The organism is Litchfieldella anticariensis FP35 = DSM 16096, from assembly GCF_000409775.1.
In the GTDB taxonomy this organism is placed as follows: Bacteria; Pseudomonadota; Gammaproteobacteria; order Pseudomonadales; family Halomonadaceae; genus Litchfieldella; species Litchfieldella anticariensis.
In genome coordinates this window covers 1,171,903-1,196,665 of the sequence record NZ_KE332388.1, presented here as the reverse complement: position 1 = coordinate 1,196,665, position 24,763 = coordinate 1,171,903, and the positions used below count along the sequence as shown (strand labels likewise).

Sequence of the window (24,763 nt, the reverse complement as noted above, 5' to 3'; positions counted from 1 at the left end):
TTTTGCGTTGGGACTGAAATCCTGCTTGCTTGGAAGCTGAGCGTGACCCTATTCATCATATACAGCCCCAGCCTCGCTAGGCCGGAGCTGTGTGGAAGGGCTATTCAGCCAACCAGTGTCTCTAGTGCTTCAATCAAGCTGTCCATCTCGTCGTCAGTGCCGATAGAAATACGCAGAAAATCGCGCAAGGCCTCGGTATTGAAGTGACGCACGAGGATGCCGCGCTCGCGTAAGCCAACGAACAGTTGGGCGGCATCATGCTCGGGATGACGCACGAGGATGAAGTTTGCCTGGGACGGTAGCACCTCGAAGCCTAGATTCGTCAGTCGGCGCCGCGTACGCTCACGCGTGGTGATGACTTTCTCACGGCAGGCATCGAAGTGTTCCCTGTCCTCAAGTGCGGCGATCCCCACGGCACTGGCCAAGCTGTCGATCGGATAGGAATTGAAGGAGTTCTTGACGCGCTCAAGGCCTTCGATCAGCTCTCGCGAGCCGATGGCATAGCCGAGCCGCACGCCAGCGAGGCTGCGCGATTTGGAGAAAGTCCCGGTCACCAGTAGGTTGGGATATTGTGCGACAAGCGGTATGGCGCTTTCGCCCCCGAAATCCACATAGGCTTCATCTATCAGCACTACGCACTCGGTGACGCGCTCAAGGAGCCTGGTTATGGCATCTCGGCCGTGACCATGGCCCGTGGGGGCATTGGGGTTAGCGAAGACGATTCCACCGCTGTGCACATCGAAGGCTTCCAAAGGCACCTGCCACTCGTCGTCCAGTGCCAGGGTTCGATAGGCGATGTCGTACAGCCGGCAATAGACCGGATAGAAGCTATAGGTGATCGCCGGCATCGATAAGGGTGCTGCCTGGCGGAAGAAGGCCTGGAATGCCAGTGCTAGAACTTCGTCGGAACCGTTACCGACAAAAACCTGGCCGACCTCGACTCCATGTTCTTTGGCCAAGGCGTGCCGCAAGGCGAGCGACTCCGGATCGGGATAGAGGCGCAGATGGTCGATGGAATAGCCGCTCAGTACCTTCTCGACACCGGGCGCCGGAGGATAAGGGTTCTCATTGGTATTCAGTTTTACCAGGCGCTCGCGAGGTTGTTCGCCGGGGATATAGGGCGTCAATTCGTGAACAGCTGGACTCCAGAACTTGCTCATGGGGACTCGCTTGAAGAGTTGGAACTTTTATCATGGTGACGTCACCACGCGCGCTGCGCAAGCCAGAGTCATGTTACGCTGAATACCTAAGGGAAAGCTGAATAAATGCCTATGCAAGCTCAATCACTGCGTTACGCGGTGCTCGCAAGCCTCACATATACCCCATATGTTCCGGTTGCTGCGCTCCGGGCGCCTTGTGCTTGAAGCCGCTCGTCGATTTATTCAGCACTTCCCTAATTCAGGGATCTATGGATGATTGGACAGATACTCGCCACCTTGCTGCCGGTGTTTCTCATCGCTGGCTGTGGCACGCTCTATGGACGCTTTCGCACGCCGGATATCCGTGGGCTCAATACTCTCAATATGGAGCTTTTCGTGCCCATGCTGGTGTTCGCGGTGCTATCCGACCGCCAGGCACCACTCGAAGAATACGCCACCCTGGCACTGGGTGCGGCGTTAATCGTGCTAGGTTCTGGCGTGCTACTGTGGCCAGTGACCCGCTGGCTACGGCTCGACCCCAAGACCTTCCTGCCGCCCATGATGTTCAACAACTCCGGGAATATGGGAATTCCCCTGATCGTACTGGCCTTCGGTGAAGCAGCGCTGCCGGCGGCGGTGGTGGTATTCATCGTCGAGATGTTGCTGCACTTCTCGGTAGGGCTTTATATGCTTAGCCCGCATACTCCCATGTGGCGGCTGCTCAGGATGCCGATCGTGCTGGCCAGCATCGCCGGCCTGGTTGTCAATCTCGGCGGAATAGCGTTGCCGGTATGGTTGCTGGAAGCGCTGAACATGCTGGGAGGAGTGTGCATTCCCTTGATGCTGTTCGCGCTCGGCGTGCGCATGCTGGATATCGACTTCAGTGACTGGAAGACCGGGGTGCTGGGAGCGGTACTGTGCCCGCTCAGCGGCTTGATCCTGGCAGCGCCGCTGATCTGGTGGCTGGATATCCAGGGGCCGAGGGCTGCGGCACTATGGGTGTTCGCCGCTTTGCCGCCGGCGGTGCTTAATTATCTGGTGGCGGAGCAGTATCGCCAGGAACCCCACAAGGTAGCTTCACTGGTACTGATCGGCAATCTGGGGAGCCTGGTAGTCATGCCGCTGGTCTTGGCCATGATATTCGTGCACGTCATCGGCTGAACCGGCGCTAGGGTGTTTTAGTGTTTTCTTCGAGACGCTCCAACTGCCGCTCAAGTTTGCTCATGGTATTGAACAGGTCGCGATATTCGCCAGCGGTCAACGTGGATACCAATTCGGTTTCCCAGGCATGGGCTTGGGGAATCAACTCGCCCAACAATTTCTCTCCAGCAGGTGTCAGGTGCAGGTAGTGGACGCGCTGGTCGCTGGTGGATTGGGTACGTCGAATCAACTCCCGCTCCTCGAGCGCTTGCACGGCGCGGGATACCCGTGCCTTGTCCATACGGGTGAATTCGCAGATCTGCTTGGCCGTCAGTACATCCCGGTGACTGAGCCAGGCCAGCACCCGCCACTCGGCCACGTTGATGCCGAAACTTTCATCATAGATCTGCGATAGTGCCTGGCTGATGCGGTCCGCCAGGCTATTCAGCCGATAGGGCAGGAACTGGTTCAAGTCCAGTTCAGGTTTCGTCGGCCGGCTATGGTCGTCGTCCCTACTCTTGCTGGGAGCCTCGTGCCGTTGCACATCCGAGTCCATGATAGATCTCCATCAGAGTCATCAATGAAGTAGTTGAGGTCGGAACAGTTCGATGCGGGAGAAGACCTGTAACCGCATACTCGATGCCGACTCATTCAGAAAGAGATGGCTTCACGGAAGATTGTACCGGTGGTGGCATCTGGCGATACAGCTCAGAACAGACATTCATAGCTGGTCAGAGACTGCCACTGTTGATGTGGATGCGATGAGTATCCAACATTATGGTATCTATTGAAACTACCAGACGTTGCTCTTTCGGCAAGGTGAGAGTGTTTTTTCAGTCTACTGTCCATGCTCAATGAGGAGTTGATGTTGCGTTCCCGGAGAGGCTATACTTTGATTATAGTTTCAATTGAAACAATAATCGGATGCCAGCAACCCGAGGTGCTGGACGTTCACACCCTACCCTGATACCGAAGAGTAGCTGGCCGACTTCACCAAGGTCGCCGGAATTCCATACGCCGAGCGTGATCAAGTAGTGCGGCACTTTCGGTATGGGAAGAGGCACTGCGTATTGCAGGTCTCGCCAAACTACGGTCTTGATTGCGTGAGGATGTCTGCATGAATACCCGAGATCTTGAATATCAGAGCGGCTTCCGCAACCATTTTGCCAGCGAAGCGCTGCCCGGTGCCCTGCCACAAGGCCAGAACTCACCGCAGCGCTGCCCGTATGGCCTATATGCCGAGCAACTCACTGGCTCGGCCTTCACCGCGCCACGTTCCCACAATTTGCGCAGTTGGCTGTATCGAATTCGTCCCTCGGTGGCCCAAAGTGCCTATCAGCCGCTGCCAACAGGACCGGTGGCGACCGCACCACCGGTGGAGCCTGCCGCCGATCCCAACCAGATGCGCTGGGACCCGCTACCAATCCCTAGCGAGCCCACTGATTTCGTCGACGGCCTGCTGACCGTGGCGGTCAACGGGGATGCCGGCGCCCAGACCGGCTGTGGGGTGCATGTCTATGCTTTCAACCAGGACATGCATCGGCGCTTCTTCTATAACGCCGACGGTGAACTGCTGATCGTGCCGCAGCAGGGGATCCTGCGACTGCGCACCGAACTCGGCGAGCTCGAGGTATGTGGCGGAGAGATCGCCGTGATTCCGCGCGGGGTCAAGTTCCAGGCGCGCCTGGGCAAGGATAGCGACGCTGCGCGCGGCTATATCTGTGAGAATTACGGCAGCCCGTTGGAACTGCCAGGCTTGGGGCCTATTGGTGCTAATGGCTTGGCCAATCCACGCGACTTCCTGAGCCCGGTCGCGACCTATGAAGATCTGTCCGGCGATTTCGAACTGGTCGCCAAGTTCTCCGGTCGCTTCTGGGCCACGCATCTCGATCATTCGCCGCTCGACGTGGTCGCCTGGCACGGCAATTACGCGCCCTACAAGTACGACCTGGCGTGCTTCAACACCATCAACACCGTGAGTTTCGACCATCCAGACCCGTCGATCTTCACCGTACTGACCTCGGTTTCCGACACACCGGGAATGGCCAACGTCGACTTCGTGATCTTCCCGCCGCGCTGGATGGTGGCTGAGAACACCTTCCGCCCGCCCTATTTCCATCGCAACCTGATGAGTGAATTCATGGGGCTGATCCACGGCGAGTACGATGCCAAGGCTGAAGGCTTCTTACCTGGCGGCGCCAGCCTGCACAACTCCATGTCGCCTCATGGGCCGGATGCCGAGACCTTTGAGAAGGCCTCCCAGGCTGAGCTGGCACCCCAATACCAGAGCAATACGCTGGCCTTCATGTTCGAGAGCCGCTACGTCTTTCAGCCGACACCCGCAGCGCTGGAAGCCGAATTCCGTCAGCGCGACTACGTCGATGTGTGGGCTGGGCTGCGTTCGCATTTCGACCCGTCAACGCCCTGATCCAGACACCTGACCTATAACGATGACGAACTTTTGACGATAAGGAATGACCGATGAAACTCGCTACTCTCAACAAAGGCCGCGACGGTGAACTGATAGTGGTCTCCCGCGATCTGACCCGTGCCGTGCGCGTGCCCGGCATCGTCGCCACCCTGCAGCAGGCCATCGAGGACTGGGACACACTTGCCCCGCGTCTGGAAAAGGTCTATGCCTCCCTCAATGGCGGTCAGGAAGACGATGCCTTCGACCTGGATATGTCCAGGCTGCACTCGCCGCTACCGCGTAGCTTTCACTGGGCCGACGGCTCTGCCTATCTCAATCACGTGCAACTGGTGCGCCAAGCGCGTGGTGCCGAGATGCCCGAGACTTTCTGGAGCGATCCGCTGATGTACCAGGGGGGCAGCGATCACTTCCTGGCTCCCAAGGAGGACATCGAAGCGATAAGTGAGGACCACGGCATCGATTTCGAGGGCGAGATCGCCGTGATCACCGACGATGTACCGATGGCGGTGACCCCGGAGCAGGCCACTGGCCACATCAAGCTGGTGATGCTGGTTAACGACGTTAGTCTGCGCGGCCTCATTCCTGGTGAACTGGCCAAGGGGTTCGGCTTCTTCCAGGCCAAGCCGGCTTCGAGCTTCTCGCCGATTGCCGTGACCCCGGACGAGTTGGGCGATGCCTGGCGTGATGGCAAGGTCCACCTGCCGCTCACCGTGCATTTGAATGGCGAGAAGTTTGGTGAGCCCGAGGCCGGCCCCGACATGATCTTCAGCTTCCCGCAACTCGTCGCGCATGCCGCCAAGACTCGCTACTTGGGGGCCGGGGCTATCGTCGGCTCAGGCACTGTCTCCAACCCTGACCCTGATGGCGGCCCAGGTAAGCCGGTCGCTGATGGCGGGGTAGGCTACAGTTGCCTGGCCGAGGTGCGCATGGTCGAGAAGATCTTGCACGGCGATAGCCACACCCCATTCATGCGCTTCGGCGACAGGGTGCGTATCGAGATGTTCGACCGCCAGGGCCAGAGCATTTTCGGTGCCATCGATCAGCAGGTCGTGAAATATCAGCCAAAATGAGTTCAGGTTCCTAATCCAAGGAGGCAGGCAAATGACGACGCTCTACGGTTATTTCCGCTCGTCTGCCGCCTATCGGGTGCGCATCGCGTTGAACATCAAGGGTTTGGCGTACGACCAGGCTCCGGTCAACCTGGTCAAGGGCGAGCAGCGGGCTGAGGTGTACTTGGCTCGCAACCCTCAAGGGCTGGTGCCGATGCTCACCATCGATGACGGCACCCAGTTGCTCCAGTCGCTGGCGATCTGCGAGTACCTGGAGGAGCGCTATCCCGAACCACCTCTGCTGCCGGCCGATCCCTCGGATCGCGCCCGGGTGCGAGCGCTGGCCCAACTGGTGGCCTGCGAGATCCATCCGCTCAACAACCTGCGCGTGCTCAAATATCTGGTTAACGAGTTGCAGGTGGACGAGGACACCAAACTGACCTGGTATCGACACTGGGTTGCCGAGGGATTCACTGCCTTGGAGACGATGCTCTCACGGGAGGCGGGCAGCGGCGACTTCTGCCACGGCGACGCCCCGACGCTAGCCGACGTCTGCCTGGTGCCTCAGGTGTTCAACGCCGAGCGCTTCGAGTTCGACCTCTCGGCCTGCCCGCGGATTCGGCGCATCACCGCCAATTGCCGCGCTATTGAAGCCTTTCAGCGGGCGGCACCGGGGGAGCAGCCGGATGCGAACTGAGTTATAGCAAGCAGGCTAATAAAGCGGGTGTGAGGAGGGGCCGCTGCTATACCACCAAAACGAAAAAATAGCGGTTAAAAATTGCTCAATATTCGAGATGGAGACACTTAGGAATCCGTGACAATCGGGGTGAGCCAATGGCAATCCTCGAGGGTCGCCCATGCCCAAGTCCCTATTAGTGGTTCTGACTGCCACCCTTTTGCTGATAACGACGAGTGTGCAGGCTAGCCTGCATGGCTTTGCGTCCTCGGTTGCTACTATTGCTCCAACTGCTCCAACGGCCGAGAGACCGGTTTTACTATGGTCCGAGCTAGCTGTCATCGAACTACCCGCGGTAGCGCCCGAAGAGGTCTGGGTTCGCATCGACCTGAATCGGCGCGAACTGGCCCTGTTCCAGGGCGAGCGACGTGTTCTGACGTTTCCTTACCTGGCCTTTGGTACGGCAGGGGCCAACCGCATCCGTCTGCAAGGCAGCAGCCAGACGCCTATCGGTGACTTCCGAATCGATAGAATCAATCGCCAAAGTCGTTTCGAGCTGTTCTTCGGGATCGACTACCCAACTCCGGAGATCGCTCACGAGGCCTGGCAGAATGGTGTTCTCAGTGATCAGGACTATCACGATTACCAACAGTATCGCCGCCAGTATGGCCGCTCCCCCGCTTATACACCACTGGGAGGTCACATCGGCATCCACGGCCTCGGCAATCGCCCCGTCAATTTCCACCAGATCCGTGACTGGACCGAAGGATGCATTGCCGTCACCAACACCGAGATCCAGATGTTGGAACGCTGGCTGGATGTCGGCACGTTGGTGGTGATTCGCTGATCGATCATACTATCTTTGCCCAGCGCACAAGCGCTTCAGCATTGGGCAGTAGCCGCGACATTCCTCCCTTGAGGCGCGGTAGTGTATGGTCGGCCTTGGCATCGATCAAAACTGTTTCATTTGAGAGGAGGGGGGAATATTTCCCTCCCGAAGCGATGATGGATGCCGAACCCCGGATACCGGGGTATCATGCTGTTGGATGACAATTATCGGCTTGTAGCGAATTGGTGCCGTTGCGCTAGGTAGGCCGGGTGACGAAGTAGGGCAATGGAAACATTGACCACATTACCTGGCTTCAAGAACTGTCCGTCAGCGCTACTTGTCGTTATGCTGTTAGGCAAGTCGCCGTGGAGACGGCGCTTGACTCATTGGTTAGGAGGACTCGCATGCAAGTCAGGACGTTGCTGGTTGGTTCCGCCATGCTGGCCATGTTGGCGGGGTGTGCCGCTGGCCCCACAGGCGCGCCGACGACGGCGGAGGATACGGTAGATGGCGAGGCTGTCTACGCAGGTACGTTGCCGTGTCGAAACTGTGCCGGAATCGATATCGACGTGGAGTTGATGGGCGATGAGCAGGCCCCACCCGAAGAGCGCACTTTTACTCTTGATGCCAGCTATCGAGAACACCCCCAGAATCCGCCCGACGAGAGCTACACCGGGCAGTGGGAGGTACTGAGTGGCACAGCTGCTGATCCCAACGCTACCGTCTATGAGCTGACGCCGGAAGGCGATGGTCAAATCTATTATTTCCTGCGTGTCGATGAGCGTACTCTGGAACTGATCGACCCCCAGCGTCGCCGCTTCCAGAACAGCGAGATGTTGCAGTTAAAGCGCCAGTGATGCACGTTGCATGGTGATGCGAGAGGCGGCCTTCGGCCGCCTCTCGTGTTTGTGCCTGATAGAATGACGAGCGGATAGCCAGGGGAATGAGCCGTAATGGCAAAGGCGAAAAGCGCTTTCGTGTGCACCGAATGCGGTGCTGAATACAGCAAGTGGCAAGGGCAGTGCTCAAGCTGTCGAGAATGGAATACGTTGAGCGAGGTGCGCCTGTCGAATTCGCGCCCTGGAGAGTCGCCGGCGCTGACGGGACGCAGTGGTTATGCTGGCATTGTGTCGCGTGAGGTAGTCGATCTCGCTGCCGTCGATTTGTCCGAGGTGCCACGCTTCTCTTCGACCTTCGGTGAGTTCGACCGGGTATTGGGTGGTGGTCTGGTGCCGGGCTCGGCAGTATTGCTGGGTGGCCATCCCGGGGCCGGCAAGTCCACGCTATTGCTGCAAACTGCTTGTAAGCTGGCGCAGCAGAAGCGGGTGCTGTACGTCACCGGTGAAGAATCGCTGTCACAGGTGGCGATGCGTGCCCATCGCCTGCAGCTACCGGTACAAGGATTGAAGATGCTGGCCGAGACGAGTGTCGAGACGGTGCTCGGGGTGGCGGAGCGCGAACGTCCGGAAGTACTGATCATCGACTCCATCCAGACCATGCACCTTGAGGATATCGGTTCGGCACCAGGTGGCGTCGCCCAAGTGCGTGAGTCGGCAGCGGCACTGACTCGTTTCGCCAAGCGAACGGATACCGTGCTGTTGCTGGTGGGGCATGTCACCAAGGATGGTACTTTGGCTGGCCCCAAGGTTCTCGAGCATATGATCGATGCCTCTTTGTTGCTCGAAGGAGGCGCTGATTCGCGCTTCCGTACCCTGCGTGGCCAGAAGAACCGCTTTGGCGCAGTCAACGAGTTGGGGGTATTTGCCATGCTCGAGCATGGTCTCAAGGAGGTGAAGAACCCCAGTGCCATTTTTCTCTCGCGCAACGAGGAGCAGAGTGCTGGTAGCTTGGTGATGGTGGTCTGGGAAGGAACCCGCCCGATTCTCGTGGAGGTTCAGGCACTGGTCGACGAGTCGGCTCTGGGTAATCCACGGCGGGTTGCGGTGGGCCTTGATCCGAACCGTTTGGCCATGCTGCTGGCGGTGTTGCACCGTCACGGTGGATTATTCACTGGTGACCAGGATGTCTTTCTCAACGTAGTAGGCGGTGTCAAGGTGCTGGAAACCAGCGCCGACTTGGCGGTGCTGCTAGCGGTGGTGTCGAGTCTGCAGAATCGGCCGTTGCCGCGTGAGCTGGTGGTGTTCGGTGAAGTAGGCCTATCCGGTGAAATCCGCCCAGTGCCTAGTGGCCAGGAGCGCATCGTCGAAGCTGCCAAGCATGGTTTCAGCCGTGCTATCGTGCCACGCGGTAATGCTCCCAAGGTGGCGCCCGAGGGTATGGAAGTGATCGCAGTCGAGAAATTGGCCGAGGCATTGGAAGCATTGTGAGGTCGGGCAAGTCGAGTCGCTGCCATCGGGGTGATGTAGAATCAAGGTATGAGCCATGCTAAGGAGGGAACGATGAGTGCCATTCGCCTGACCCAATACAGCCACGGTGCTGGTTGTGGCTGCAAGATCGCTCCAGATGTCTTGGATGGCATCCTCGCCAAGGCGGGGCCTGGGGCCACTCATTCCCGTCTGATCGTCGGCAATCAAGGCCGCGAGGATGCGGCCGTTTACGACTTGGGCGATGGTCGCGGCATGATTGCCACCACCGACTTCTTCATGCCGATTGTCGATGATCCTTTCGACTTCGGGCGCATTGCCGCCACCAATGCCATCAGCGACATCTATGCCATGGGCGGTACGCCGGTCATGGCACTGGGGATCCTCGGCTGGCCGCTGGACAAGCTAGGGGCGGACATCGCCGGCGATGTGGTTGCCGGGGCCCAGGCAGTGTGCCGTGAACTCGGCCTAGGGTTGGCCGGGGGCCACTCCATCGATGCTCCGGAGCCGATCTTCGGCCTGGCGGTCAATGGCCTGATCGATCTCAAGCATCTCAAGCTCAACAAAGGTGCCCAAGTCGGCGATCTGCTGTATCTGACCAAACCGCTAGGGGTTGGCATGCTAACTACTGCCGAGAAGAAGGGCTTGCTCGAAGCTGGGCATCAGGGCCTGGCGAGGGAGGCCATGCTCAAACCCAACGATATCGGTGCCGAGCTGGCAAGAATCGAAGGCGTGCATGCCATGACCGATGTCACAGGATTTGGCTTGGCCGGCCATTTGGCGGAGGTCTGTGAAGCTAGTGGTGTGGCAGCACGCATCGATTTCAAGCGTTTGCCGCGTCTGGCACAGGCCGAGGCCTATCGGCGTCAAGGGGCGATACCCGGTGGTACCGAACGCAACCGTCAGGCGCTGGGCGACAAACTACCGCCGATGGACGAAGCGCACTGGCAATGGTTGTGTGACCCTCAGACCTCCGGTGGCCTGTTACTGGCAGTGCACCCATCTTGGGAAGACGACGTCGAGCGTATCGGTCGAGCTCACGAGCTTGAGCTCGAGCCCTTTGGTGAGATCGTCAGGTCGCAAGGGGCAGCGCTGTTAGAGGTACGTGGATGAATCTGCCGTTGATCGAGCCGGATCTTGAGCTGTTGCGCGCGCGGCGTGTATTGATCGATGTCCGGGCACCGGTAGAGTTTGCCCAAGGGGCCTTGCCAGGAGCGGTCAATTTGCCACTGATGGACGACGAGGAACGTCATCTCGTTGGTTTGACTTACAAGCAGGCTGGCCAGGACGCGGCCATCGAGCTGGGCCAGCGGCTAGTGGCAGGCGGCATCAAGGCAGGTCGAGTCGCCGCTTGGCAGCGGGTGTTGGCTAAACACCCCGATGCCATCATCTACTGCTTTCGTGGTGGGTTGCGCTCACAGCTTGCACAGCAATGGCTAGCCGAGGCGGGTATCGAGCGTCCGCGCCTGAGAGGTGGTTGGAAAGCAATGCGGGCGGCACTGTGTTCGCGCATTGACGCCGCTGCCGAGCGCCCGTTGCTGGTGGTGGGCGGGCTGACTGGTTGTGCCAAGACGGCGCTGATCCAACATCTCGATAATGGTCTGGATCTGGAGGATTGCGCTCGCCACAAGGGCTCTGCTTTTGGGCGCCACCCCTTACCGGCGCCAGCGCAGATCGACTTCGAACATGCCATGGGGCTACGCTTGCTTGAAGTCGATGGCTCCTGCGTGGTCGAGGATGAGTCGCGGCATATCGGGGTGGTCAATGTGCCACTTACCTTCTGGCGGGCCATGGAACGAGCGCCACGCCTGAGGGTGGAAATGCCCTTGGATTGGCGGTTGGAGCAGATTCGCAAGGACTATATCGATGACCTGTGGGCGATTTACTCGCGCCAGTTCGGTGACTGGCTGGGCTGGACACTGATGCGCAAGCAACTCGCCACGGCGTTGATGCGGTTAAAGAAACGCTTGGGAGCTGCTCGACTGGCGCGGCTGCAGCGTTTACAGGCGTTGGCTTTTCGCGAGCACGAGAGAGGCAATCGGCAGGCGCATGAAGCCTGGCTAGCGCCGCTTCTTACCGAGTATTACGATCCCCTGTACCGCCACCAACTCGAGAAGCATGATCGGACCTTCCTGCACGTGGGTGACTGGGGCAGTTGCCTGGAGGCAGCGCGCGACTGGTCGCGAGCCCAGCAAGAGGCCTAGAGGGCTTGCGAGGGTACGCTACGTAACCATTGCAACAGTACGCGGTCGAGCAGTGAAGCTTGCCGATCGAAACGTCGCGGGTCGGCAAAGATAGCGCTACGATCCTGCACATAACGCTGTTGTCCGTTCGCCTGGGTGTCGAAATGTGCTGGGGTTTGATCGAGTAGTGCTCGGGCACTGTCGCTGGTGGCTTCCAGATGGCATTGCAGACCGATGACGCGCCCAGCGTCCCAGGCAAAACCTTGCAACGGGCTGGCGGAACTCGAGCCCAGTGGCAGGGCGCCGTCGGGAAGGCCGAAGATATCTCGATGCCACATCAAGGCTTCGAAGTGCTCGGGGAGATCGAAAGGGCTGTCCGGGGCCAGGGTGACCGGGTGCCAGCCGATCTCTGTGTAAGTGCCGCGTGAGACGATGGCGCCCAGGCCATCGGCAATGAGCTGGGCACCGAGGCCGATACCCAGCACCGGCTTGCCGCTCTTCAAGGCGCGAGTAAGCAGTTTCTTCTCACGTCGAAACCAGGAAGGGCTGTCGTTACCCGCCAGGCTCATGGGGCCATCGAGTACGATCAGGCCATCGCAATCGTCCAGGCGCGGAGGGGCCTCACCGGCATAGAGATGGCAGCTATTATGACTGTGGCCCATTCCGATCAGCCAGTCGGCGAACCGGGCGGGGCCGATATTGGCGTCGTGCTGAAGAAAGTAGATATGCATGATAAGCCCATGATGAATAAGGCCGTCCGTCGCGTCCAGTATGATGTGGAAGATACCTTGGACATCGCTGACGGGAGAGGGAGAGATGGCTGGTGCGTACTGAATTGCTCGAACAGATCTATACCATCGTTGCACAGATTCCGCCGGGGCGCGTTACCACATACGGTCGGGTGGCCAAGATGACCGAAGGTGCCACCGCGCGCATGGTGGGCAGTGCCATGCGTCATCTGCCCGATGGCCACGGCCTGCCCTGGCATCGAGTGATCGCGGCCGATCGTAAGGTCGCCGACCATGGCGGTGCAGCGCGTCAACGTGACAAACTACGTGCTGAGGGCGTGCTCTTCGATGCTAATGGTCGCGTCGATGCCACACGGCTTTGGCCATGATGGCGGCTACCGCGTTCACCGAGGAGAGTTCATGAGTTCAACTTCACAAGGCTTCCACCAGCGCCTACGCCAGCTTGATCAACGCCGCTGCCTGGCATTCATGGCGGCGCTCTGCGAACGCTTGATGCCTAACTATGCCCTCTATGCCGAGCAGACAGGGGAGGGTGATACTCATGCGCTGCGCAATATCTTGGACCTGGTCTGGGAGCATCTGCTGGTCAAGGGAGCGAAAATCGACTTCGAGCGCCAGGCGGACAAGCTCGCCGAACTTGAACCACCGGTGGGGGACGACAGTTTCGGGGCCCGACGGGCACTGGAAACGGTGGTGGCATTGTCGGCAGTGCTCGATACGCTACGCGGCGAATCACCGGATGCCGCGCTGGAGGTCAGTCTAGCCTCGCGCAGTGGTGTCCGAGCTTTCATCGAGTTGACCGAAGGTGAGGACGACGATGCCCGGCTGGCCGTCCTGGTGCGAGAGCACCCCCTGATGGCCGACGAGCACGACTTCCAGGATACCGTGCTCGAGGCGGTGGAAGGTGAACTTGATCGAGATGCGCTGAAACGTTTGCGCCGCCTGGGGCGTAACGAAGGGGTGAGCAATCTGGGGCTCACCCTGGACTAGACCCCGTGGGGATCAAGCTCGCTATTTGCCGGTGAGCACCGCCGGCTAGAGGCGCATCTCGATTCCGTGCTCCGCCATATAGTGCTTGGCATCGGGGATGCTGTACTCGCCGAAGTGGAAGATGCTGGCCGCCAGTACTGCATCGGCGCCACCTTCGGTAACTCCAGCCACCAAGTGATCGAGATTGCCGACACCACCCGATGCGATTATCGGTACGCTCACTGCATCGGCGATGGCACGGGTCAGCCCCAGGTCGAAGCCAGCTTTGGTGCCATCGCGATCCATACTGGTCAGCAATAGCTCGCCGGCCCCCAGGTCGACCATCTTGCGTGCCCATTCCACTGCATCGAGACCGGTAGGTTTGCGTCCACCGTGAGTAAAGATCTCCCAGCGTGCCGGCTCACCCTTTTGCGATACCTGCTTGGCATCGATGGCGACCACAATGCATTGGCTGCCGAAGCGTTCGGCGGCTTCACGCACGAATTTGGGGTTGTTCACGGCGGCGGTATTGATCGATACCTTGTCGGCGCCAGCGTTGAGCATGGTGCGGATATCTTCACAGGTGCGGATGCCTCCGCCCACGGTCAGGGGAATGAACACCTCGCCGGCGATACGCTCGACCATGTCGACCGTGGTGCCACGGTTCTCGTGGCTCGCGGTGATATCGAGGAAGGTGATTTCGTCGGCGCCCTGTTGGTTATAGCGTTTGGCGATTTCCACCGGGTCGCCGGCATCGCGAATGCCGACGAAGTTGACGCCCTTGACCACGCGGCCGGCGTCGACGTCCAGACAGGGGATGATGCGCTTGGCGAGGCCCATGACTTCAACTCCCCGTTTGATTGGCTTGCAATTCGTCGCATAGGCGTTGCGCCTCGGCGACATCCAATGTGCCTTCGTAGATGGCGCGGCCGGTGATGGCCCCCAGAATGCCGTCCTGTTCGAACGCGGCCAAGGCGCGCAAGTCGCTCAGGTCGGTGACGCCACCCGACGCGATCACCGGTAGTCCGCTTTCGCGCGCCAGTTCGGCCGTAGCCTCGACATTGACGCCGCCCATCATGCCGTCTCGGGAAATATCGGTGTAGACGATCGATGAAACACCGTCATCAGCGAAGCGCCTCGCCAACTCGGTAGCCTTGAGTGTCGATACCTCGGCCCAGCCGTCGGTGGCTACGAAGCCATCGCGGGCATCGAGGCCCACGATCACATGACCAGGAAAGCGTCGGCACATCTCGCCGACGAAAGCCGGCTCCTTGACCGCTTTGGTACCGATGATCACATAGGACACACCGGCGGCAAGATAGTGCTCAATGGTTTCCGGGGAGCGGATGCCGCCACCGATCTGGATCGGTAGATCCGGGTAGGTACGGGCAATCGCGGTGACCGCCTCGCCATTGACCGGTTCACCCTCGAAAGCGCCGTTGAGGTCGACCAGGTGCAAGCGACGGGCACCCGCCTCGACCCAGCGCGCGGCCATGGCCACAGGGTCGTCGCCATAGGTGGTGGAGTCGCTCATGCGTCCTTGTTTGAGGCGAACGCATTTGCCGTCCTTGAGATCGATGGCGGGGATTACCAGCATGTCGTGTCCTCATGGGCGCCTGGCATAGGCGCGATGATTTTCGGGGCGTTTCTATATCTCATTGGTCAGGTGGACCAATGTGCCTGGTTGACTGACGCAAGTCAGGGCGCCCAGTTAACAAAATTTTCCAGCAGACGCAGGCCATCGTTGGCGCTCTTCTCAGGATGGAACTGCACAGCGAAGACTGTGCCACGCCCCACTGCCACATGAGCACAGGTGCCGCCGTAATCAGTGGTTCCATAGACCGTGTCGTCATCCTTGGCCTCCACGTAGTAGCTATGCACGAAGTAGAAGCGGGCGCCATCCTCGATACCGGCCCACAACGGGTGATCGTGGTGGTGCATCACACGATTCCAGCCCATGTGCGGTACCTTGAGGCGTTCACCTTTGGCGTCACGTAGGTCGTAGTCAAAGCGCCGCACTTGGCCGGCAAGGAAGCCAAGGCAAGTGATCCCGCCGTTCTCTTCACTATGGTCGAGCAGCATCTGCTGGCCGACACAGACTCCCAACAGCGGTTTGCTCTGGGCGGTGAGCAACTCTTGGACCAATCCCTTCAGCTCGGTCCTTTCGAGTTCGCCCATGCAGTCACGAATCGCCCCTTGGCCTGGCAGTACCAAACGGGTTGCTCCGTGAATGCGGCGTGGGTCTCGCGTCACCACCACGTTCTCATGGGTGACATGCTCCAGCGCCTTGGCGACGGAATGCAGGTTACCCATCCCGTAGTCGATGACGGCAATGGTCATGATGCGCTCCTTTCAGGTGAGTCGGCGAAAAAAGCCGGCCTTTCATATACGATAAAACCTACAGGCAGCCCTTGGTGGAGGGCATTTGCCCAGCCATGCGCGGGTCTTCCTCCACGGCCATGCGCAGAGCACGGCCAAAGGCTTTGAAGATGGTTTCGGCCTGGTGATGGGCATTGAAGCCCTTCAGGTTGTCAATATGCAGACTGATCTGGGCATGGTTGACGAAGCCTTGGAAGAACTCCCAAAACAGTTGGGTATCCAGGCGCCCGATGCTGGCGCGGGTGAACTCGACATCCATGAACAGTCCTGGGCGACCGGAGAAGTCGATGACGACCCGTGACAATGCCTCGTCAAGTGGCACATAGGCGTGGCCATAGCGACGAATACCGCGCTTGTCGCCGATCGCTTCGGCAAAAGCTTGGCCGAGTGTGATGCCCAAGTCCTCCACGGTGTGGTGATCGTCGATATGCAGATCGCCGACTGCCTTGATCTCCAGGTCGATCAACCCGTGCCGTGCCACTTGGTCGAGCATATGGTCGAGGAAAGGAACCCCGGTTTCGCAGGTGAAACGGCCTTGGCCATCGAGGTTTACGCTCACCGTAATCTGGGTTTCCTTGGTGTTTCGGGAAACCGTGGCGGTACGCTCGGACATGCTGGCTCGACTCCTGCGCTGGGCGCTGTAACAACGATGAAAACTCTAAGAACTGCCATTATAGAGAATCGTATGCCCCATCCGCTACAATGCCGAGATTGCCGAGCGGCCATGTCTTGCCGCCGCGGCTTGGGAGAGTCACGATGCCGGTAACGCTTCACAAGGTTGATCACGCCACTTGGGCAGGAGATACACAGGTGGCCCAAGATTTGTCACGCATTTATGCCGATGCGCCGACGGAACGCTTGCCGCTACCCGCTGATGAGTTCATCCTCCAACACCTGTCGCGTGGTGACTTTTTCTGTTGCGCCCGTTTCAATGATCGGCTGTTGGGTGCCGTGGCGGTGATACGTGACAACGAAGCCTGGTGGCTATCCCACTTTTGCGTACGCAAGACTACGCGGCGACGTGGGGTCGGGTCGCGGTTGCTGGCGCTGGTTGCTGAGTCGGCCCACGCGGAAGGGCTTGTTCTGCGTGTGGCAGTTTCGTCGCTGATGATGGGTGATCAACTCCTGCTCTCACGGCTGGGATACCGGCTGGTGGAAGGAGGTAACTATTTCGAATTGAATCCGCTGGCGTCACAGGGAGGAAAGCAATGAAAGCACTGTTGCGGACGTTACTGGCCGTAATAGGTGTATTGGGATTAGTCGTTGTCGCGGCGGTGGTGTACATCACGACCTTTTTCGATCCCAATGATCTCAAGCCACGTTTGATCGAGGTGGTTCGCCAGCAAAGTGGACTCGAGCTGTCCTTGGAGGGGCCGTTGTCCTGGTCGTTCTACCCTCGGTTGGGGGTCAGTGTCGAGCAGGCCGAGGCATGGTTGCCTGAACAGTCTCAAGAAGAGGGACCTTTTGTCGCTTTCGATCGGGCCGAGGTCAGTTTGGCTTTTGCGCCGCTATTGTCCGGTGAAATCGCCATCGATGGCCTGATGCTGGATAATATGCATCTCAATCTCGAGCGTGATGAGCAAGGTCGTGGCAATTGGCAGGTGCTGCTCGACCGCCTTCAGCAGCAAGGTGAGGAGGCCGAATCAGCGCTGGCCCCCGCGGCGTCGGGTCCGGGTTCCGATTCCGGGGATGGCATGGCCGTGGCACTGAACATTGCCAGTGTACAAGTGCGCAACGGAGAAATTCTCTTCAGCGACCGCCAACAAGGTCTCGGGCTACGAATCGACGGGCTGTCGGTTAGCGGTACCAATGTCAATCCTCATCGAGCCTTTCCTCTCAAGTCGTCTTTCCGTCTAGCCTCTTTCGAGGAGGCGGGATGGCGGAATAACGATGAGGCCAAGCCCGAGCTTGTGACGGATGTGAGCTTCGAGAGCCAGGTTCAGTTGGGGTTGGCCGATGGCCGTTATGTCCTGGAAGGCTTGGCACTCGATACCCAGACGCAAATGACAGCGCTGGAAGGGCACAATCAGCAGATCAATCTGCACGCCCAGCAATTGGTTGCCGACCTCCAAGCCAAGCGCTATCGAGTCGAGGCCGGAGAACTCGATGCCAGCGTGTCGCATCCGAAGTTGGGCGACAAGGCAGTGCCACTGTCGTTGGCCTTTGTGGCGGATGCCGATCTCGCCGCCGAAACTCTGCAACTGCGCGAGCTTCAGTTGACCAGTGAGGACAGCCTCAAGCTCAGTGGAACGCTCTCAGTGAACAAGTTGCTTGGCACTCCCCAATACACCGGTCAGATCAAGATGGTGCCGATGTCGCTGCGCCCCTGGCTGACGCGGCTAGACATGCTGCCAGCGACATCCAGCGACTCGGCCTTGGGTGACGTGGCTCTGACCAGCCCCCTGCAGGGGAACGCACAACGCCTTGAGTTGACCAACCTGACGCTAGTGCTCGATGACACCACCTTTACTGGTCGCCTGAGTGCTGGTCTGGATGGCCAGTCTCTCACCTTCGAGCTGCAAGGTGATCAGCTGAATTTGGATGACTACCTCCCGCCTTCTCAGGCAGAAAATGGCTCGGCCGCCAACGCCGCACGACTTGAATTGCCAGGCATTTCTTCGGCTTATGCTCAAGAGTCCTCAGAAGAGCTGTTGCCCGTGGATTGGTTGAGTGCATTGACATTGGATGGCCAACTGACTTTGAGTCAGCTCGAAGCCTTCGGCCTGACATTCAACGAAGTCGGTCTGAAGGCGCGTGGAAGCAATGGCCAGCAGCATATCGAGAACTTCGATGCCAGTTTCTACGAGGGCAAGCTGAGCGCCAACGCTGCACTGGATTTGAATCAGGAGCCTATCCAGTGGTCATTTGTACCGACAATGGAACAGGTGCAGATCGTTCCTCTGTTCGAAGCTTTACAAGGGGAGGAGTCTCCTTTGCGTGGGCGCCTCAACCTGGACGGAGAACTGACGACGCGTGGTAATACGTCCGAGTTGCTCAAGCGCAACCTCAACGGCCGCACTGTGTTGCGAATCGATGAAGGCGCGGTGCTCGATGTCAATGTGTCCCAGGAGTTGTGCACGGCAGTGGCCACCTTGGAAGGAGAAGAAATCACTCGCGAGTGGAGTCCCGATACCCGCTTCGATCGTGCTCGGGCGACGTTGGTGTTTCGGGATGGCGTCGTGCACAACGACGACCTAGAGATCACCTTGCCTGGAATCGCCTTGGGGGGCGAGGGTGAACTGAACCTGGTCACCGGGCGCCTGGATTACGGCGCGGCGGCACGCTTCGTGGATACCGCCGATGCAGCCTGTAGCGTTAACCCGCGACTCGAACGCTTGCCCTTCCCAGTGCGTTGCGAGGGTACGTTGGGAGAGGCACCCGGTGAGTGGTGCCACTTCGATCGTCAGGCCTTTCAACGTGCGGTAGGCGAATTGGCTCGCGATGAAGCCCGCCGGCGTGCTAGCGAGGAAATAGAAGAACAAGTGGACGACGCATTGGAAGGACTTGACGAACGAGTCGGGGAAGGCGCGTCCGAGGAACTTCGCGATGCCTTGCGTGGTCTGTTTGAATGAGCATCATTGTAAGCCAGTCCCTGCGCCGACTTCCCAGTCGGCGCTTTTTTTCGCGAAGTCTTTCTTGACGCCTTCCATGCAGGACAGTGACACCATGCACGAACCCCATGCCATTGACCTGACGCCCAACGAGTTTCAAAGCCGGCTGTTGGCCTGGTTCGATCGCTACGGCCGCAAGAACCTGCCTTGGCAGTATGACAAGACACCCTATCGGATCTGGGTATCGGAAATCATGTTGCAACAGACCCAGGTCGCCACCGTGATTCCTTACTACGGGCGCTTCATGGCACGCTTTCCCGATGTCCATACGCTGGCGGCAGCGTCTCAGGACGAGGTGCTGCACTTGTGGACCGGATTGGGTTACTACGCTCGTGGTCGCAACTTGCACAAGGCGGCGCAGATGGTGGTAGAAGAACATGGCGGAGAGTTTCCAGTGCACAGTCTCGATGCCATGGCGGCTCTGCCGGGCATCGGGCGCTCCACCGCTGGTGCCATCATCAGCATCAGTAGTGGGCGTCGAGCCGTGATCCTCGATGGCAACGTCAAACGTGTACTAACACGCCTGCATGGTGTGGAAGGGTGGCCAGGTAGGCCCAAGGTGGAACGGGTATTGTGGGAGTTGGCCGACCGCTACACCCCGGATACTCGATTGCCGGATTACTCCCAGGCGATGATGGACTTGGGGGCGACGCTGTGCAGCCGGGGGCAGCCGAGTTGTTCGCTTTGCCCCTTTGCCGATGTCTGTATTGCTCATGCCAAGGGTGAGGAGCGTCGTTTCCCCGAATCCAAGCCCAAGAAGGCTTTGCCCGAGCGCCATACACGCATGCTGTTGCTGCAGGACCCTCAAGGGCGTGTATTGTTGGAACAACGCCCTCCTACAGGGGTGTGGGGCGGATTATGGTGTTTCCCCCAGTTCGAGGCACTCGAAACGCTGCAGGCCTGGCTCGACTCCCATGCGCCTGGCACACAGCTCGAGCCGGCTTGGTCCGACTTTACTCATACCTTCAGCCATTTCCGGCTAGTGATCGCTCCCCAGCCAGGGCATTGTGGGGATATCACGACCATCAACGAAACCGGCACGCTCTGGTATGATCCCGACCGGCCAGCCAGTGTAGGTCTGGCTGCACCGGTCAAGGAACTGTTGAGTCGCCTGACACAACTTCGCGAGCCCGGCTCTCACGACAATCTCATCAAGGAGAAAGCGCCATGAGCCACACTGTCTTCTGTCGCAAATATCAACGCGAGCTCGAAGCGCTGCCTTTCCCGCCATTACCCGGCAAGAAAGGGCAGGAAATCCAGGCCAGTGTCTCGAAAAAAGCCTGGGAAGAGTGGCAATCTCTGCAGACTCGTCTGATCAATGAGAAGCACCTCAACATGATGGATCCCTCCTCACGCGAGTATCTCATGGACCAGATGGAGCGCTTCTTCGATAACCGCGAAACTGATCAAGCCGAGGGGTATGTGCCACCCAACGAGTGAGGCACCATGACAGACAACTTTTTGAATTGGATGGCCTTGACGTCGGGAAGGCTTTCTAGTTAAATACGTCGGCGTTGGCAGGGCCAGATAGCTCAGTCGGTAGAGCAGGGGATTGAAAATCCCCGTGTCGGCGGTTCGATTCCGTCTCTGGCCACCACATTGCTGGGGTATAGCCAAGTGGTAAGGCACCGGTTTTTGGTACCGGCATTCGCAGGTTCGAATCCTGCTACCCCAGCCACGTCAACCTCAAGTATTTCACAAGCAAGTGTTGCCTGCGCCGGCATAGCTCAGTTGGTAGAGCAACTGACTTGTAATCAGTAGGTCCCGGGTTCGACTCCTGGTGCCGGCACCATAGGCAAGCCAGAAAAAATCAAGCACTTGTAACGAAGAGAGTCGCCCATTGTGGCGGCTTTTTTGTTTGCGGCGAACTACGCTCCTCCGAAGCTGGCCCTTGAAATTCCCTCTCTAACGCGCACATATCCATCTTGGCTCCGTAGTCCTTGTGACAGCGAGTGTAACCGCGCGCCAGCATTGGCACAGCCTCGCATTTTCTTTGACACCGCCTGGTGCTATTCATCGGGCGCGAGCTTCGCGCGCTGTTTGGCAACTTGCCCCTTGTTAGGGAGGCAGGTATGACGACTCAAGCCTGACTCTGGCGTCTCGACGAGGCGCCAGAGCTATTTCTGGACAGCTACGTCGCCGACGGCGGCAGCGCGGTATTTCTCTCCCAGTGGGGTTGGGATACTGTGATTCACGAACTGATGCCCAACTTGACGCTGCCGCTGGCCGAGGGTAGCTGGCGTAGTCTCGCGCTCCAGGGCGATCAGCCGATTCAGCTGCATCTGGACCGTGACCGACTGGCAAAGCGCACGACTCGTACCTATCGGCAAACGCGGTTTGCTAGCCTGCTGCACCTCTGGCTGTTCGATCAGCGCTGTCAGGGACCTGATCGAGCCAACCGATCAGTGCTACGCCACCTTCAACGTGCGCGACTCACGTCAGGACAAGAGCATGATGCTCTGGTCGCGACTACGTGATCTTGCCGCGTATCCGCTCCTGGATCACTGGCGACCCACGGTCGTGCAACTGCTCCTTGAACACGAAGCAATTCGCATGCTCGATCGCACGTCTGGGCGCCTGTCCGGTGTCTGGATCGACTTATCACTGGCCAGCGTGCAGGACGCCATCGGACAGCGTATCCACTTAGGCGAGCTTGCCACTCAATGAACCCAGCAGGACGGCCATTGCTCTATTGCCTGCAAAACTAGCAAGAGGCTTTGCCAAAAATATATAGAAACCTAGTTTTTTAAGCTTCATTATATCGAACGATTGGGAAGCAAGCCTGATTCAGGAAAAATATCTTTGACATGCTTGCATGAGAAGAATCGCATGACATAATATAAACCTCTGTCAATCAAAGCTGGTTTGAAATAATAAAGATAATCAAAGTTTCTTCATGGAAAATGAAGATATATCGTGGTTTTGCCAGGGAGGCATTTTATGGACCATGTTGCTATCGTCGACCCTTATTCTAGTGGTCAATTTTTGGCAGCGGAATTTGCAAGTAGAGGTTACAGCTGCTGGGCTATACATAGCTGCTCCCCCATTCCTGAAGTTTTTTCTAGTTCATTTTATCCTGATAATTTTGAACATTCCTTCTTCTATACTGGGGACAACTTCGAGACCCTGCTCTACATGCTTCGAGCACAAGGCTGTGCTGCGGTAGTTGCAGGTGCCGAAAGTGGTGTGATCCTAGCCAACCGGTTAGCGCATACACTCGGTTTACCCTCATGTGCAGCTGATAAGCTCGATACACTCAGGGACAAGTTCCTGATGCAGGAACAGATCTCCCTAGATGGCTTACGCTCTATCCCCCAGTTCCAAGCCTCTTCGGTGAGCGAAGTGCTGGCACGTTTGCCTGAACTAGACGCCGCTCGCACTGTGGTTAAACCGCTCAGTTCTTGTGGCACAGATGGCGTAAATTTTTGCGAGAACGCTGATCAAGTGAAGAATGCCGTCGAGCATATACTTGACAGCCGTGACTGCATCGGAAACGCTAATAAAAGCGTATTAGTACAGAAATATATGAGCGGCAGCGAGTACGTGATCGACACTGTCTCGCTTAATGGGCAGCACTATGTGACCAATACCTCCCGCTACGACAAAGCGCCACTCCATGGCTCAATTGTCTATGTGCAGGAAAATTTCATCCACCCCGATGATCCAGAAGTTCAGCCGCTGGTCGATTATGCGCTCAAAGCACTTACTAGCCTAGGCGTCGACTTCGGTGCCGCGCACATAGAAATCATGCTCGACGAACATGGGCCAGTGTTAATAGAGCTAGGAGCGCGGCTGCATGGGGCTAAAGCACCGCGCAACGCTCAGTACTTTTCCAATATCTCACAGATTGACTTGTTGGTGGATGCCGCTATCGACCCAGGTCGATTTGCACTACGTACTTCTCAACCGCCGATCTACCATAAGCATTCCCGAGCAGTGTCGTTAATTAATAGCCAGCGTGGTGAGATCATTGCTTTGCCGGGTAAGGATTGGGTCAATAGTCTGGCGAGCTACACAACTGCGTTCTGGAATATCGCAGTGGGTGACCACATCGAACCGACACGAAATCTGTTCGACAGCCCTGGGGGGGTATTCTTAGCCCATGAGAGCCTCGCAGCACTGGAATCGGATACCCGGCTTATCCGTAAGATGGAATCCGAAGGTAAGCTGTGGAGCGTCGCATGAACAACGGATTGATCTTTGTCATAGCCTTCGACATGCTCTCGGCTGCCCAGTCAGTGTGGCTTGGTAGCCTACTACAGGGGGTGTCCGTGCAACATTCGCTGCTGGTGATCTTTTCGGTTGTGGCGCTGTTCTTCATGCTTGTCACAGCATATCATCGCGACCCTTGGCCAGCTTGGGAAGCTCGTCGCCTAATGCTGTTCATCGGCCTGAATGTGGGCACACTGGCTACTTGGCTGTTTCTCTACGAATCATTGCGATTCGTGGAGCCGGCCATGACTGCAGCGGTATTGTATGGCGTGAACCCGCTCGCGACACTGGTTCTTACCTTGATCCTGGCCGGTAGCTTGCGTGGGCTTACGGTAGGGCGCGTACTTGTGGGTGTCGCCACTATCGTCAGTATGTGGCTGGTGGCACATACAGTGCTCCAAGGTAACTCAGGTATGGGCCAGCAGGACAGTAAAGCCAGCCTGTATGGCTTGCTATTTGCGGTGTTGACTGGCTGTGCCATGGCCTCGGTGAATGTGATTTCCAAGAGGATCTATGACCAGGGCTACCAGTTGCACCAACTGATGTCTATGCGCTTCTTCCTGCTCATCATTGTATTTGCCTTCTACGGACAAGGTCTGGGTGAATCCTTGGGGCAAAATGGTTGGGCCTTCCTTGCTATCGCATTGTTGGGCAATGTAGTACCGCTTTATTGTCTGCAGAAAGGTATTAGCTTGGCTGATCCGGCAGAAGTTTCATATGTTTTGCTATTAACCCCGATTCTCGTATTTGTCTTCCAGTTGTTCGATAACCGTCTGAGTCTCTCTGGATATTCAATCATTGCCATCTTGGTTGTGCTTTTCTTCGCCCTCATTGGTTTGAAAGTAGAACAAAAAGCACTTCGAAGACAGTAATACGCTACTTGAGAGTAATCGAACAACTTGAATCGGCTATCAGTGGATTTTTCGCACATTACCTACATTTTGCAATTAGCCAGTGGCTTCTGTCATTCCGACATCGATGTCTTCCCAGGTGTCGGAACTCTCAACCTCAGGCAGAACAATTTGAACATGATCTAGTTGTGAATTGATTAATTGTGCGGCTGTAGCCTGAT

Annotated in this window: 25 protein-coding genes and 3 tRNA genes; 21 read left to right on the top strand and 7 right to left on the bottom strand. The window is 57.9% G+C overall.

The annotated features are described in order from the left end of the window. Positions 1-104 precede the first annotated feature (104 nt). Positions 105-1,160: a histidinol-phosphate transaminase gene (gene hisC, locus L861_RS12520; RefSeq protein WP_016416338.1), complete on the bottom strand. Its 1,056-nt coding sequence runs from the start codon at positions 1,158-1,160 to the stop codon at positions 105-107. A 252-nt stretch (positions 1,161-1,412) separates the two neighbouring features. Between hisC and L861_RS12515 the strand changes: the two genes are divergently transcribed. Further along, the gene (locus L861_RS12515; RefSeq protein WP_016416337.1) at positions 1,413-2,300 is read left to right on the top strand and encodes an AEC family transporter; all 888 of its coding nucleotides are present in this window, start codon (positions 1,413-1,415) and stop codon (positions 2,298-2,300) included. Positions 2,301-2,307: 7 nt separating this feature from the next. Here L861_RS12515 and L861_RS12510 read toward each other — a convergent pair whose 3' ends face one another. Beyond that, on the bottom strand, positions 2,308-2,835 hold the full coding sequence (locus tag L861_RS12510; RefSeq protein ID WP_016416336.1) for a MarR family winged helix-turn-helix transcriptional regulator: 528 nt from the start codon (positions 2,833-2,835) through the stop codon (positions 2,308-2,310). Between the two features lie 561 nt (positions 2,836-3,396). Between L861_RS12510 and hmgA the strand changes: the two genes are divergently transcribed. From hmgA to mnmH, 8 genes are all read left to right on the top strand, one after another. Next, positions 3,397-4,707 (top strand): homogentisate 1,2-dioxygenase, encoded by a 1,311-nt coding sequence (gene hmgA / locus L861_RS12505; protein ID WP_016416335.1) that lies wholly within the window; start codon positions 3,397-3,399, stop codon positions 4,705-4,707. A 53-nt stretch (positions 4,708-4,760) separates the two neighbouring features. Next, positions 4,761-5,780, top strand: coding sequence for a fumarylacetoacetate hydrolase family protein (locus L861_RS12500; RefSeq protein WP_016416334.1), 1,020 nt, complete (start codon positions 4,761-4,763; stop codon positions 5,778-5,780). Positions 5,781-5,811: 31 nt separating this feature from the next. Then, positions 5,812-6,456, top strand: coding sequence for a maleylacetoacetate isomerase (maiA, locus tag L861_RS12495; RefSeq protein ID WP_016416333.1), 645 nt, complete (start codon positions 5,812-5,814; stop codon positions 6,454-6,456). A gap of 160 nt (positions 6,457-6,616) precedes the next feature. Then, positions 6,617-7,282 (top strand): L,D-transpeptidase, encoded by a 666-nt coding sequence (locus L861_RS12490; protein ID WP_016416332.1) that lies wholly within the window; start codon positions 6,617-6,619, stop codon positions 7,280-7,282. 386 nt (positions 7,283-7,668) lie between these two features. Continuing rightward, the gene (locus L861_RS12485; protein ID WP_016416331.1) at positions 7,669-8,121 is read left to right on the top strand and encodes a copper resistance protein NlpE N-terminal domain-containing protein; all 453 of its coding nucleotides are present in this window, start codon (positions 7,669-7,671) and stop codon (positions 8,119-8,121) included. A gap of 96 nt (positions 8,122-8,217) precedes the next feature. Next, the gene (gene radA / locus L861_RS12480) at positions 8,218-9,591 is read left to right on the top strand and encodes a DNA repair protein RadA (protein ID WP_016416330.1); all 1,374 of its coding nucleotides are present in this window, start codon (positions 8,218-8,220) and stop codon (positions 9,589-9,591) included. Between the two features lie 72 nt (positions 9,592-9,663). Beyond that, positions 9,664-10,701, top strand: a complete 1,038-nt coding sequence (selD, locus tag L861_RS12475) for a selenide, water dikinase SelD (RefSeq protein ID WP_016416329.1) — start codon at positions 9,664-9,666, stop codon at positions 10,699-10,701. After that, a complete protein-coding gene (gene mnmH / locus L861_RS12470; RefSeq protein ID WP_016416328.1) occupies positions 10,698-11,792 on the top strand; it encodes a tRNA 2-selenouridine(34) synthase MnmH in 1,095 nt (364 codons plus the stop codon). Before selD ends, mnmH begins: the two co-directional genes overlap by 4 nt. On the opposite strand, the gene L861_RS12465 is transcribed toward mnmH, so the two are convergent. Beyond that, complete coding sequence (locus tag L861_RS12465) at positions 11,789-12,502, bottom strand: type 1 glutamine amidotransferase (protein WP_016416327.1); 714 nt, start codon at positions 12,500-12,502, stop codon at positions 11,789-11,791. The two genes, mnmH and L861_RS12465, sit on opposite strands and share 4 nt — an antisense overlap. A gap of 89 nt (positions 12,503-12,591) precedes the next feature. Here L861_RS12465 and L861_RS12460 point away from each other — a divergent pair, with 89 nt between their 5' ends. Beyond that, positions 12,592-12,888 carry an MGMT family protein gene (locus tag L861_RS12460; protein ID WP_027947721.1) on the top strand — a complete coding sequence of 99 codons (297 nt, stop codon included), beginning with the start codon at positions 12,592-12,594 and terminating at the stop codon, positions 12,886-12,888. A gap of 31 nt (positions 12,889-12,919) precedes the next feature. After that, positions 12,920-13,510 (top strand): YjaG family protein, encoded by a 591-nt coding sequence (locus L861_RS12455; protein ID WP_016416325.1) that lies wholly within the window; start codon positions 12,920-12,922, stop codon positions 13,508-13,510. Positions 13,511-13,555: 45 nt separating this feature from the next. Here L861_RS12455 and hisF read toward each other — a convergent pair whose 3' ends face one another. The 4 genes from hisF to hisB all read right to left on the bottom strand — a co-directional run bounded on the left by hisF (position 13,556) and on the right by hisB (position 16,481). Then, complete coding sequence (gene hisF / locus L861_RS12450; protein ID WP_016416324.1) at positions 13,556-14,329, bottom strand: imidazole glycerol phosphate synthase subunit HisF; 774 nt, start codon at positions 14,327-14,329, stop codon at positions 13,556-13,558. 4 nt (positions 14,330-14,333) lie between these two features. Next, positions 14,334-15,086: a 1-(5-phosphoribosyl)-5-[(5-phosphoribosylamino)methylideneamino]imidazole-4-carboxamide isomerase gene (hisA, locus tag L861_RS12445; RefSeq protein WP_016416323.1), complete on the bottom strand. Its 753-nt coding sequence runs from the start codon at positions 15,084-15,086 to the stop codon at positions 14,334-14,336. Positions 15,087-15,187: 101 nt separating this feature from the next. Then, positions 15,188-15,829: an imidazole glycerol phosphate synthase subunit HisH gene (gene hisH, locus L861_RS12440; protein WP_016416322.1), complete on the bottom strand. Its 642-nt coding sequence runs from the start codon at positions 15,827-15,829 to the stop codon at positions 15,188-15,190. 58 nt (positions 15,830-15,887) lie between these two features. After that, positions 15,888-16,481, bottom strand: coding sequence for an imidazoleglycerol-phosphate dehydratase HisB (hisB, locus tag L861_RS12435; RefSeq protein ID WP_016416321.1), 594 nt, complete (start codon positions 16,479-16,481; stop codon positions 15,888-15,890). Positions 16,482-16,624: 143 nt separating this feature from the next. Here hisB and L861_RS12430 point away from each other — a divergent pair, with 143 nt between their 5' ends. The 10 genes from L861_RS12430 (at position 16,625) to L861_RS12385 (ending at position 24,563) form a co-directional block, all read left to right on the top strand. Beyond that, positions 16,625-17,080 (top strand): acetyl-CoA sensor PanZ family protein, encoded by a 456-nt coding sequence (locus L861_RS12430; protein WP_016416320.1) that lies wholly within the window; start codon positions 16,625-16,627, stop codon positions 17,078-17,080. Continuing rightward, entirely contained in the window at positions 17,077-19,440 is a 2,364-nt protein-coding gene (locus L861_RS12425) for an AsmA family protein (RefSeq protein ID WP_016416319.1), read from the top strand. Before L861_RS12430 ends, L861_RS12425 begins: the two co-directional genes overlap by 4 nt. A gap of 94 nt (positions 19,441-19,534) precedes the next feature. Continuing rightward, positions 19,535-20,650 (top strand): A/G-specific adenine glycosylase, encoded by a 1,116-nt coding sequence (mutY, locus tag L861_RS12420; RefSeq protein ID WP_016416318.1) that lies wholly within the window; start codon positions 19,535-19,537, stop codon positions 20,648-20,650. Then, a complete protein-coding gene (locus L861_RS12415; protein ID WP_016416317.1) occupies positions 20,647-20,919 on the top strand; it encodes an oxidative damage protection protein in 273 nt (90 codons plus the stop codon). The genes mutY and L861_RS12415 overlap by 4 nt, the downstream gene beginning before the upstream one ends. Positions 20,920-21,000: 81 nt before the next feature. Then, positions 21,001-21,076 (top strand) — tRNA-Phe (locus L861_RS12410). A gap of 6 nt (positions 21,077-21,082) precedes the next feature. After that, a tRNA-Gln gene (locus L861_RS12405) sits at positions 21,083-21,157 on the top strand. 38 nt (positions 21,158-21,195) lie between these two features. After that, a tRNA-Thr gene (locus tag L861_RS12400) sits at positions 21,196-21,271 on the top strand. Positions 21,272-21,768: 497 nt separating this feature from the next. Beyond that, a complete protein-coding gene (locus tag L861_RS24545; protein WP_144063023.1) occupies positions 21,769-22,146 on the top strand; it encodes a hypothetical protein in 378 nt (125 codons plus the stop codon). Positions 22,147-22,419: 273 nt separating this feature from the next. Beyond that, the gene (locus L861_RS12390; protein WP_016416314.1) at positions 22,420-23,664 is read left to right on the top strand and encodes an ATP-grasp domain-containing protein; all 1,245 of its coding nucleotides are present in this window, start codon (positions 22,420-22,422) and stop codon (positions 23,662-23,664) included. Beyond that, positions 23,661-24,563 (top strand): EamA family transporter, encoded by a 903-nt coding sequence (locus tag L861_RS12385; RefSeq protein WP_016416313.1) that lies wholly within the window; start codon positions 23,661-23,663, stop codon positions 24,561-24,563. Before L861_RS12390 ends, L861_RS12385 begins: the two co-directional genes overlap by 4 nt. Positions 24,564-24,763 lie beyond the last annotated feature (200 nt).